The sequence below is a fragment of the Pseudomonas sp. P7759 genome, assembly GCF_013386445.1.
Taxonomy (GTDB): domain Bacteria; phylum Pseudomonadota; class Gammaproteobacteria; order Pseudomonadales; family Pseudomonadaceae; genus Aquipseudomonas; species Aquipseudomonas azotoformans_A.
Map to the genome: position 1 here is coordinate 337,085 of NZ_JACART010000006.1, position 11,592 is coordinate 348,676.

At 62.1% G+C, this 11,592-nt stretch carries 9 protein-coding genes; all 9 read left to right on the forward strand.

All coding sequences use genetic code 11. The features are described 5' to 3' along the window. The first annotated feature begins 60 nt into the window (after positions 1-60). Positions 61-1,470: an amino acid permease gene (locus HX823_RS07530; protein WP_177074549.1), complete on the forward strand. Its 1,410-nt coding sequence runs from the start codon at positions 61-63 to the stop codon at positions 1,468-1,470. A gap of 15 nt (positions 1,471-1,485) precedes the next feature. Further along, on the forward strand, positions 1,486-2,691 hold the full coding sequence (gene hutI / locus HX823_RS07535) for an imidazolonepropionase (protein WP_038844757.1): 1,206 nt from the start codon (positions 1,486-1,488) through the stop codon (positions 2,689-2,691). Between the two features lie 12 nt (positions 2,692-2,703). Then, positions 2,704-3,504, forward strand: coding sequence for an N-formylglutamate deformylase (gene hutG, locus HX823_RS07540; RefSeq protein WP_177074550.1), 801 nt, complete (start codon positions 2,704-2,706; stop codon positions 3,502-3,504). A gap of 129 nt (positions 3,505-3,633) precedes the next feature. Continuing rightward, positions 3,634-4,566: a choline ABC transporter substrate-binding protein gene (locus tag HX823_RS07545; RefSeq protein WP_038844762.1), complete on the forward strand. Its 933-nt coding sequence runs from the start codon at positions 3,634-3,636 to the stop codon at positions 4,564-4,566. Next, on the forward strand, positions 4,563-5,498 hold the full coding sequence (locus tag HX823_RS07550; protein ID WP_177074551.1) for an alpha/beta hydrolase: 936 nt from the start codon (positions 4,563-4,565) through the stop codon (positions 5,496-5,498). The genes HX823_RS07545 and HX823_RS07550 overlap by 4 nt, the downstream gene beginning before the upstream one ends. Positions 5,499-5,601: 103 nt before the next feature. After that, entirely contained in the window at positions 5,602-6,573 is a 972-nt protein-coding gene (pip, locus tag HX823_RS07555; protein WP_177074552.1) for a prolyl aminopeptidase, read from the forward strand. Then, on the forward strand, positions 6,570-7,007 hold the full coding sequence (gene dtd, locus HX823_RS07560) for a D-aminoacyl-tRNA deacylase (protein ID WP_033897726.1): 438 nt from the start codon (positions 6,570-6,572) through the stop codon (positions 7,005-7,007). The genes pip and dtd overlap by 4 nt, the downstream gene beginning before the upstream one ends. 267 nt (positions 7,008-7,274) lie before the next feature. Beyond that, positions 7,275-9,011, forward strand: a complete 1,737-nt coding sequence (locus HX823_RS07565) for a glucan biosynthesis protein G (RefSeq protein ID WP_038844817.1) — start codon at positions 7,275-7,277, stop codon at positions 9,009-9,011. Beyond that, complete coding sequence (mdoH, locus tag HX823_RS07570; protein WP_038844768.1) at positions 9,004-11,574, forward strand: glucans biosynthesis glucosyltransferase MdoH; 2,571 nt, start codon at positions 9,004-9,006, stop codon at positions 11,572-11,574. The genes HX823_RS07565 and mdoH overlap by 8 nt, the downstream gene beginning before the upstream one ends. Positions 11,575-11,592 lie beyond the last annotated feature (18 nt).

The following is an 11,592-nucleotide window of genomic DNA, read 5'->3' on the forward strand; positions in this document are numbered from 1 at the left end:
TACAGTTGTCAGGCGACAGGGTCGGAATTTTCTCGGGATAAAAATAACTAGGGAAGAGAAATGCACCAGCAAGAGAAAGGATTGAAACGCGGGCTCAGCGCCCGACATATTCGCTTTATGGCACTCGGTTCCGCGATCGGCACCGGGCTGTTCTATGGCTCCGCCTCCGCCATCCAGATGGCCGGTCCCGCCGTGCTGCTGGCCTACCTGATTGGCGGCGCCGCCGTATTCATGGTGATGCGTGCCCTCGGCGAAATGGCCGTGCACAATCCGGTTTCCGGCTCCTTCGGCCAGTACGCCAGCACTTACCTTGGCCCTATGGCCGGCTTTGTCCTCGGGTGGACCTACGCGTTTGAAATGATCATCGTCTGCCTGGCCGACGTGACCGCCTTCGGTATCTACATGGGCTTCTGGTTTCCCGACGTCGCGCGCTGGGTCTGGGTGCTCGGCATTGTGTTTTTGATCGGCGGCCTGAACCTGTGCAACGTCAAAGTGTTTGGCGAAATGGAGTTCTGGCTGTCGCTGCTCAAGGTCGGTGCCATTGTGGCGATGATCCTCGGCGGGTTTGGCATCATGCTGTTTGGCATTCATTCGGCCGGTGAAACCCAGGCCAGCGGCCTCAGCAATCTGTGGGCTCACGGCGGTTTCATGCCCAACGGCATTGGCGGCCTGATCGCCTCGTTCGCGGTGGTGATGTTCGCCTTTGGCGGCATCGAAATCATCGGCATCACCGCCGGTGAAGCCAAAGACCCACAGCGCGTGATCCCCAAGGCGATCAACGCCGTGCCGCTGCGCATCCTGTTGTTCTACGTGCTGACCCTGTTTGTGCTGATGGCCATCTATCCGTGGCCGCAGATCGGCAGCCAAGGCAGCCCGTTCGTGCAGATCTTCAGCAACCTCGGCATCGGCTCGGCGGCGACCCTTCTCAATATCGTGGTGATCTCGGCGGCGGTTTCGGCGATCAACAGCGACATCTTCGGCGCCGGCCGCATGATGTACGGCCTGGCCCAGCAAGGGCAGGCACCCAAAGGCTTTGCGCAATTGTCCAAACACGGCGTGCCGTGGATGACCGTGGTGGTGATGGGCGCGGCGCTGCTCGGCGGTGTGGTGCTCAACTACCTGATCCCGGAAAACGTGTTCCTGCTGATCGCCTCGATTGCCACCTTCGCCACCGTGTGGGTGTGGCTGATGATCCTGTTCACCCAGGTCGCCATGCGCCGTTCGATGACTAAAGAGCAGGTGGCCGAACTGAAATTCCCCGTGCCGTTCTGGCCCTATGCGCCGGCGGCCGCCATTGTGTTCATGCTGTTCGTGTTTGGCGTGCTGGGTTACTTCCCGGACACCCAGGCCGCTTTGCTGGTCGGTGCTGTGTGGATCGTTCTGCTGGTGGTGGCTTACCTGCTGTGGGTCAAGCCCGCTGCCGGGCAAGCGGCCAAGGTCCATTACGACCCGGCTTTGTCTCATCGTTAATCTAGGGAGGCGTTGATGAAAACGCTTTGGCAACACTGCCACGTCGCAACCATGGCACAGGGCAAATACTCGATCATCGAGGATGCCGCCATGGTGACCGTCGGTTCGCTCATCGAGTGGATCGGCCCCCGCAGCCAGGCACCCACGGCGGATTACGCCCAGGTGCATGACCTGCAAGGCGCGTGGGTCACCCCCGGGCTGATCGACTGCCACACCCACACGGTGTTCGGCGGCAACCGCAGCGGCGAGTTCGAGCAACGCCTCGAAGGCGTGAGCTACGCCGAGATCGCGGCCAAGGGCGGCGGTATTGCCAGTACCGTGCGCGCCACCCGTGCGGCGACGGAAGATGAGCTGTTTGCCAGCGCTGAAAAACGCCTGCGCAGTCTGCTACGCGATGGCGTGACCACCGTGGAGATCAAGTCCGGCTACGGTCTGGACCTGGCCAACGAACGCAAAATGCTGCGCGTCGCCCGTCGCCTTGGTGAAGCGCTGCCGGTCAGCGTGCGCGCCACGTGCCTGGCGGCCCACGCGTTGCCGCCGGAATACAAGGACCGCGCCGACGACTACATCGAGCACATCTGCACCGAAATGCTGCCGGCCTTGGCGGCGGAAGGGCTGGTGGACGCGGTGGATGCGTTTTGTGAATACCTGGCGTTTTCCACCGAGCAGGTGGAGCGCGTGTTCAAGGTTGCCCGGCAACTCGGCCTGCCGGTGAAACTGCACGCCGAGCAACTCTCGTCGCTGCACGGCTCCAGCCTGGCGGCGCGTTACCAGGCGCTGTCGGCGGACCACCTGGAGTTCATGACCGAAGAAGACGCCATCGCCATGGCTGCTGCTGGCACCGTCGCGGTGTTGCTGCCGGGCGCGTTCTACTTCCTGCGCGAAACCCAGTTGCCGCCGATGGACGCCCTGCGCAAGCACGGCGTGAAGATCGCCATCGCCAGCGACCTCAACCCCGGCACCTCGCCGGCGCTGTCGGTGCGCCTGATGCTGAACATGGCCTGCACGCTGTTCCGCATGACCCCGGAAGAAGCCTTGGCGGGCGCCACTCAACATGCGGCGACCGCACTGGGCATGGGCGATACCCACGGCTCCCTGGAAGTGGGCAAGGTCGCGGATTTCGTCGCCTGGCAGATTGATCGTCCCGCCGATCTGGCCTATTGGCTGGGCGGCGAGCTGGATAAACGCGTCGTACGCCACGGCGTCGATGTCACTGTGTGAGGAGTACTGTTCGTGGATAAGGTTCTGAACTTCAAACAAGGCCGTGTGCCGCTGCTGATCAGCATGCCCCACGCGGGTCTGCGCCTGACGCCTGCTGTCGAGGCGGGGTTGATCCCCGAGGCGCAAAGCCTGCCGGACACCGACTGGCACATCCCCACGCTGTATGACTTTGCCGAAGAACTGGGCGCCAGCACCCTGGCGGCCGAGTACTCGCGGTTCGTCATCGACCTTAATCGTCCCTCCGACGACAAGCCGCTGTACGCGGGCGCCACCACCGGCCTGTACCCGGCCACGTTGTTCGACGGTGTGCCGTTGTTCCAAGAAGGCCTGGAACCCAGCGAGACCGAGCGCGCAAGCTACCTGCAAAAGGTCTGGGGCCCGTATCACCGCACCCTGCAGGAGGAACTGGCACGGCTCAAGGCCGAGTTCGGCTACGCGCTGCTGTTCGATGCGCACTCGATCCGCTCGGTGATCCCGCACCTGTTCGACGGCAAGCTGCCGGACTTCAACCTCGGCACCTTCAATGGCGCCGCCTGTGATCCGGAGCTTGCCAGCCAGTTGGAAGCTATTTGCGCGGCGCATCCGCAGTACACCCATGTGCTGAACGGGCGCTTCAAGGGCGGCCACATCACCCGGCATTACGGTGACCCGGCCCAGGATATCCACGCGGTGCAGCTGGAGCTGTGCCAGAGCGCCTACATGGAAGAGTTCGAGCCGTTCCGGTATCGAGCGGATCTGGCCGAGCCGACGCGGGTGGTGCTCAAGCAATTGTTGCAAGGTTTGTTGGCGTGGGGGCAGAAGCGCTACGGCTGACCGTCTGTCGCCTGGGTGCAAAACCCGGTCGCCACAGGTCGCTTTTATCGAGGTCTCGCTGGGTAAGGTTGTGGATACGGCGCGTCAGACGCCACTCCTATAATAAAGCTGCCGAGTGAGACCTCTACCATGAAAAAACTGTTGTTGACCCTCACCGGCGCCGCGTTGCTCAGCGCCAACGTCATGGCCGCCGAGCCGGCCTCCTGCAAAAACATCCGCATGGGCGTGGTCAGTTGGACCGACGTGGTCGCCACTTCCGGCATGGCCGACGTGCTGCTCAATGGCCTCGGCTACGACAGCAAACAGACCAGCGCCGTGCAGCAGATCATCTTTGCCGGCATCCGCGACAAGCGCCTGGATATTTTCCTCGGTTACTGGAAACCGGCGATGGACAACAACATCGCGCCGTTCCTGGCGGCCAAGCAGGTCAAGGTATTCGATACACCCAGCCTCGCCGACGCCCAGGCCACCCTGGCCGTGCCGCAATACGTGGCGGATGCGGGCTTGAAGACCTTCGCCGATATCGCCCGTTTCAAGGACAAGCTCGGCGGAAAGATCTATGGCATCGAGCCGGGCAGCGGCGCCAACACCGATATCCAGAAAATGATCGACACCAACCGCTTCGGCCTTGGCGGCTTCAAGTTGGTCGCCTCCGGTGAAGCCGGAATGCTGGCGGCGGTGCAGCGCGCGGTGAATCGCAAGGAGTTCGTGGTGTTCGTCGGTTGGACGCCGCACCCGATGAACATCAACATGAAGATGGCCTATCTCACCGGCAGTGAAGACGTATTCGGCCCCGACGAAGGCCGCGCCACCGTCTCCACCGTCACGGCGCCGGATTTTGCCGAGCGCTGCCCCAACGCCAATCGCCTGTTGGAAAACCTCACCTTCACTGCCGCCCAGGAAAGCCAGTTGATGGTGCCGATCATGGAGCGCAAATCGCCGCAGGACGTGGCCAAGCAATGGCTGCGTGATCACCCCGAGGATTTGCAGCGCTGGCTGGCTGGGGTCAAGGCGTTCGATGGCAGCGATGGGGCGGCGGCAGTGCAGGCGAGTCTTAAATGAGTCGATACCCGATCTCGCCAGAACTGGCAGCGTTCGTGGAGAAGACGGAGTCCTTCACCAGCGACGACTCATCGCTGGCGGGCTTACGCCAAAACTACGACCGCATGTGCCAGGCATTCACCCCGGCGAAACCCGAAGGCTTGCAGGTCGAGGACTTGACCTTGGCTGGCGTCGGCGTGCGCAGTTATCTGCCGGCCTCGCCGGTTCCTGCTGATGGCTGGCCTTGCCTCCTTTATATGCATGGCGGCGGTTGGGTCGTCGGCGGGCTGGATTCCCACGATTTCATCTGCTTCGAGCTGGCCACGGCCTTGCAGGTGTTGGTGATCGCCATCGATTATCAGCTGGCGCCTGAACACCCATTCCCGGCCGCCTATGAGGATTGTCGCGCCGTGTGGCAGGCCATCCAGGCGGGGCAGGCGCCGTATGCCATCAACCTGCGGCGCCTGGTGGTCATGGGCGACAGTGCAGGCGGCAACCTGGCGGCAGCATTGTGTATGGGATTGCGCGACGACGGGCAACCGTTGCCGCGCGCCCAGGTCTTAATCTATCCAGGGTTGGGCGGCCCCTGCGACTTGCCGTCACGGCGCGACTGCATGGACGCGCCCTTGCTCAGCAGCGCCGACACCGACGGCTACCTGGCGCTGTACCTGCAGGGCAGCGAAAGGCCGTCGCCCTACGCGATGCCGCTGCTGGCCGCAGACTTCAGCGGTTTGCCCAAGGCGTTGATCGCCGTGGCCCAGTTCGACCCGCTGCGCGACGACGGCATGCTCTACGCCGAATGTCTGCAGGCGGCAGGCGTGGCCGCCGTGCTGTATCCCGGCAAAGGCCTGGTCCACGGCTGCCTGCGGGCGCGGCGGCAAGCGCCGGAAGTGGACCGGCTCTATGAATACCTGCTGGACTACCTGGGGAGCGAAGGGCTGACACAGGTCTAAGTGCTCTAGGACATGCTCATTGCACAATTCGGGTTTATAGTGCCAGACGGCAAAATAAAAGACGTCCCCCCAGGGATGAACCCGACCCCTTACGGAGCGCGCAATGCAGACTTGGTTCCCGCAGATCAAACCCCACGCCCGGCACGATCTGGCCGTCGATGACATCCACACGCTGTACGTCGATGAAAGTGGCTCCCCCGAAGGCTTGCCCGTCGTCTTTATCCATGGTGGTCCGGGTGCCGGTTGTGATGCCCAGAGCCGTTGCTATTTCGACCCTAACTTGTACCGCATCGTCACCTTCGACCAGCGTGGCTGCGGGCGCTCCACCCCGCGCGCCAGCCTGGAAAACAACACCACCTGGGATCTGGTCGCTGACCTTGAGCGCATCCGCGAGCACCTGGGCATCGACAAATGGGTGCTGTTCGGCGGTTCCTGGGGCTCGACCCTGGCCCTGGCCTACGCGCAAACCCATCCGGAGCGTGTGCACGGCCTGATCGTGCGCGGCATTTTCCTGGCCCGGCCGCAGGACATCCATTGGTTCTACCAGGAAGGCGCGAGCCGCCTGTTCCCGGATTACTGGCAGGACTACATTGCGCCGATCCCGCCGGAAGAGCGTCACGACATGATCGCGGCCTACCACAAGCGCCTCACCGGCAACGACCAGATCGCCCAGATGCACGCGGCCAAGGCCTGGTCCGGTTGGGAAGGGCGCATGCTCGGCCTGTGCCCGAGCCCGCAGCATGTGGAGCGGTTTTCCGAGCCACAGCGCGCGCTGTCCATCGCGCGGATCGAGTGCCACTACTTCACCAACAACTCCTTCCTGGAGCCCAACCAGCTGATCCGCGATATGCACAAGATCGCCCATCTGCCTGGCGTAATCATTCACGGGCGCTACGATATGATTTGCACTTTGGATAACGCCTGGGAGTTGCACCAGGCGTGGCCCAACAGTGAGTTGCAGGTGATTCGCGAGGCCGGCCATGCCGCGTCCGAGCCCGGCATCACCGATGCCTTGGTGCGGGCGACCAGCCAGATGGCACGTCGCTTGCTCGACCTGCCGCCCGAAGAAGCATGAAGGGCCTGCTGCAACGGGTGCGCGGCGCCCGGGTCGAGGTCGCGGGCGAAATCGTCGGCGCCATCGACCAGGGGTTGCTGGTGCTGGTGGCCGTCGAGCCTGCGGATACGCCGGAGAGTGCCGATAAGCTGTTACACAAGCTGTTGAACTATCGGGTGTTCAGCGACGACGAAGGCAAGATGAACCGGTCGTTGAAGGATATCGACGGCGGTTTGCTGCTGGTGTCGCAGTTCACCCTGGCGGCGGATACCAAGAGCGGGCTGCGGCCGAGCTTCTCTACAGCGGCCCCACCGGCCCTGGGAGCGGCGCTTTTTGATCACTTGCTGTTACAAGCGCAACAATTGCATGGCAAGGTGGCGTCAGGGCGTTTTGGCGCGGATATGCAGGTGCATTTGGTCAATGATGGCCCTGTGACCTTCCTCTTGCAGACGTGAATGTATTAAAAACGACTTTTAATGCCTAAAAACGCAGGGTTTCGCTACAAATACTTCGTTATCCCTGATGCGTTGTCTCGCGGGCTACTAGATAATCGCGCGCTACGGGGATCAGCGTTGTTTGGTCCATTTTTGACTTAGGTAGAGACTTGTCCGACAACCAATGGGGAATCATTTTGCCCCAGGGGAGTCGGAACAATGCTCGCCAACCTGGCATATAGATAGCTGGCCGTTGGTTTTTTGATCTGTTTTCGGCGAGGGTTGCTCGTGATTGTTAGTCCCTGTAATGCACCAAAATTGTCTGCCAAACGGTTACGAAACGCACTGGTGACGGGCTCCGCCCTGTTTTGCCTGTTCGGCGCGGGTCAACTGTGGGCATTCAGTCTGGATGATGTGTCGGCCAAGGCAAAAGAGCTGGCCGGGCAGAAATACGAAGCTCCGCGCAGCAATCTGCCGAACGAATTCCGCGAAATGAAGTTCGCGGACTACCAGAAAATTCGTTTCCGCAACGAAAAAGCCGAGTGGGCCGATCAGAACACCCCGTTCAAGCTGTCCTTCTATCACCAGGGTATGCACTTCGATACACCGGTGAAAATCAACGAAGTCACCGCCGACAGTGTCCAGGAAATCAAATACGACCCGACGCGCTTCGATTTTGGCGACGTGAAGTTTGATCCCAAAGCCACCGAACAGTTGGGTTATGCCGGCTTCCGTGTGCTGTACCCGATCAACAAGGCCGACAAGCAAGACGAAATCATGACCATGCTGGGCGCGAGCTACTTCCGCGTGGTCGGCAAGGGCCAGGCGTACGGTCTCTCTGCCCGTGGCATGGCGATCGACACTGCATTGCCGTCCGGCGAAGAATTCCCGCGCTTCACCGAGTTCTGGATCGAGCGTCCAAAGCCGGGTGAGAAACAACTGGTGATCTTTGCACTGCTGGACTCCCCACGGGCGACCGGCGCGTATCGCCTGATCCTGCGTCCGGGCACCGACACCATTGTCGACGTGAAATCCCAGATGTTCCTGCGCGACAAGGTCAGCAAACTGGGCGTTGCCCCGTTGACCAGCATGTACCTGTTCGGCGCGAACCAGCCTTCCAAAGTGCTCAACTACCGTCGTGAGCTGCACGATTCCAGCGGCCTGTCGATCCATGCCGGCAACGGCGAGTGGATCTGGCGCCCGCTGAACAACCCTAAACACCTGTCGGTCAGCAACTTCACCGTAGAGAACCCGAAAGGTTTCGGCCTGCTGCAACGCGGTCGCGACTTCAGCCACTACGAAGACCTCGACGACAACTACGACAAGCGCCCAAGCGCCTGGATCGAGCCTGAAGGCGACTGGGGCAAAGGCACCGTCAACCTGGTGGAAATCCCGACGGCTGACGAAACCAACGACAATATCGTTGCGTTCTGGAGCCCGGCCGAGCTGCCTGAAGTCGGCAAGCCACTGGATGTGTCCTACCGCTTGCACTGGACCATGGACGAAAAATCCCTGCACCCAAGCGACAGCGCCTGGGTCAAGCAGACCCTGCGTTCTACCGGTGACGTGAAGCAATCCAACCTAATCCGCCAGCCAGACGGCAGCGTGGCCTACCTGGTGGACTTCGAGGGCCCGTCCCTCAAGGCCCTGCCGTCGGATGCCCCGGTGCGCAGCCAGGTGAGCGTCGGCGACAACGCCGAACTGGTTGAGAACAGCGTGCGCTACAACGAACACACCAAAGGCTGGCGCCTGACCCTGCGTATGAAGATCAAGGACGCAGGCAAGCCGACCGAAATGCGCGCCGCGCTGGTGCAGGACGTTCCGCCACCGGCTCCTGAGCAGGACTCGAGCCACGTGCTCAAGGCTGACAAGGTCCTGGCCAAGCAGCACGAAAAACAGGCCAAGAAAGACGCGAAAGACAAGGAAGCCAAGCAGCCAGAAGCTGCCCCAGCCACGCCGGAGCCGATCAAGACCGAACAAGTCCTGACCGAAACCTGGAGCTATCAGTTGCCTGCCGATGAGTAATTCTCAAGTCCAGCCAGAAACTCTGCAGGAGTATCTGGCGCATCTACCGATGACCGCTGAGCAGCGCGCCGAATTGGCGGGCTGCACATCCTTCACCGAGTTGCACGAGCGCTTGTCGTCGTCGACATTCGACGCGCCGGTCGACGCCGCCCAGGCGTCGGTTGGCACGCGGTTGACCCTCAACACCGCCGAAGAGCTGCAAGACGCCGAAATGCTGGCGCTCGACGCTGCTGGCCGTGTGTGCCTGAAGGCCACGCCGCCAATCCGTCGTACCCGCGTGGTGCCGGAGCCGTGGCGCACCAATATCCTGGTGCGCGGCTGGCGCCGACTCACCGGGCGCAGCAATCCTCCGGCGCCGCCGAAGGATGAGCGTGTATTGCCGGCCGCGCGCTGGCGTACCGTCGGTTCGATCCGTCGTTACATCCTGCTGGTGCTGATGCTCGGCCAGACCATCGTGGCTGGCTGGTACATGAAAGGCATCATGCCCTACCAGGGATGGTCGCTGGTCGACTTCGACGAAATCCGCAACCAGACCCTGCTGCAAACCGCCACCCAGGTACTGCCATACGCTTTGCAAACCAGCATCCTGATCATGTTCGGGATCTTGTTCTGCTGGGTATCGGCCGGTTTCTGGACCGCGTTGATGGGCTTCCTGGAATTGCTGACTGGTCACGATAAATACCGGATCTCCGGTAAAAGTGCCGGTGACGAGCCGATTCCGAAAGACGCCCGTACCGCGCTGGTGATGCCGATCTGCAACGAAGACGTGCCTCGGGTATTCGCCGGTTTGCGCGCCACGTTCGAATCGGTCGCCGCCACCGGTGACCTGGACCGCTTCGATTTCTTCGTGCTCAGCGACAGTAATGACGCCGACATCTGTATCGCCGAACAGCAAGCCTGGCTCGACGTGTGCCGCGAAGCCGGTGGCTTCGGCAAGATCTTCTATCGCCGCCGCCGCCGTCGCGTAAAGCGCAAGAGTGGCAACCTCGACGACTTCTGCCGTCGTTGGGGCGGTGACTACAAGTACATGGTCGTGCTCGACGCGGACAGCGTGATGAGTGGCGAATGCCTGACCAGCCTGGTGCGCTTGATGGAAGCGACGCCGGATGCCGGGATCATCCAGACCGCGCCGCGTGCGTCGGGCATGGACACCCTGTATGCGCGCATGCAGCAGTTCGCTACCCGCGTGTATGGCCCTCTGTTCACCGCCGGCCTGCACTTCTGGCAGTTGGGTGAATCCCACTACTGGGGTCACAACGCAATCATCCGCATGAAGCCGTTCATCGAGCACTGCGCCCTGGCGCCGTTGCCGGGCAAAGGCGCGTTCGCCGGTTCCATCCTGTCCCACGACTTCGTTGAAGCGGCGTTGATGCGTCGTGCCGGCTGGGGCGTGTGGATTGCCTACGACCTGCCGGGCAGCTACGAAGAGCTGCCGCCGAACCTGCTGGACGAACTCAAGCGTGACCGTCGCTGGTGCCACGGCAACCTGATGAACTTCCGCCTGTTCCTGGTCAAGGGCATGCACCCGGTGCACCGTGCGGTGTTCCTGACCGGCGTGATGTCCTATCTGTCGGCGCCGTTGTGGTTCCTGTTCCTGGTGCTGTCCACGGCGCTGCTGGCGGTGAATACCCTGATGGAGCCGCAGTACTTCATGGCACCACGCCAGTTGTACCCGCTGTGGCCGCAATGGCATCCGGACAAGGCGGTGGCGCTGTTCTCCACCACCATCGTGCTGCTGTTTCTGCCGAAACTGCTGAGCATCATCCTGATCTGGGCCAAGGGCGCGAAAGAATTCGGCGGCAAGTTCAAGGTGACCTTGTCGATGCTGCTGGAGATGCTGTTCTCCATGCTGCTGGCGCCGGTGCGGATGATTTTCCACACCCGCTTTGTACTCGCCGCGTTCCTCGGCTGGGCTGCGACCTGGAACTCGCCGCAGCGTGACGACGACTCCACCCCATGGAGCGAAGCGGTCAAGCGCCACGGTCCGCAAACCGTGTTGGGCTTCCTGTGGGCCCTGCTGGTGGTGTGGTTGAACCCGAGCTTCCTGTGGTGGTTGGTGCCGATTGTGGGGTCGCTGATGCTGTCGATCCCGGTGTCGGTGATCTCCAGCCGTGTCGGGCTGGGCCTCAAGTCCCGCGACGAGAGCCTGTTCCTGATCCCCGAGGAATACAATCCGCCGCAAGCGTTGCTGTCGACCGAGCAGTACACCCACGAAAACCGTTGGCACGCGCTGAACGATGGCTTCGTGCGTTCGGTGGTCGATCCGCAGCAGAACGCCCTGGCCTGCGCCTTGGCGACTTCGCGTCATCGTGAAGCGGAGCCGATTGAGTACCTGCGTACCGAACGTGTGCGTCACGCGCTGAAAGTCGGCCCGGCCGGCCTCAACAACGGCGAACGCCTCGCCTTGCTCAGCGACCCGGTCGCCCTGGCTCGCCTGCATGAGCACGTCTGGAACGAAGGCCATGCCGAGTGGCTCGCCGCCTGGCGTGACTCGATCAAGGCTGATCCGCACGCGCCGTTGCTACCGTTGCAACCGCTGTCGTCCCAGGCCCAACCGGCCTGATTCAGACGCCCCCGAGGG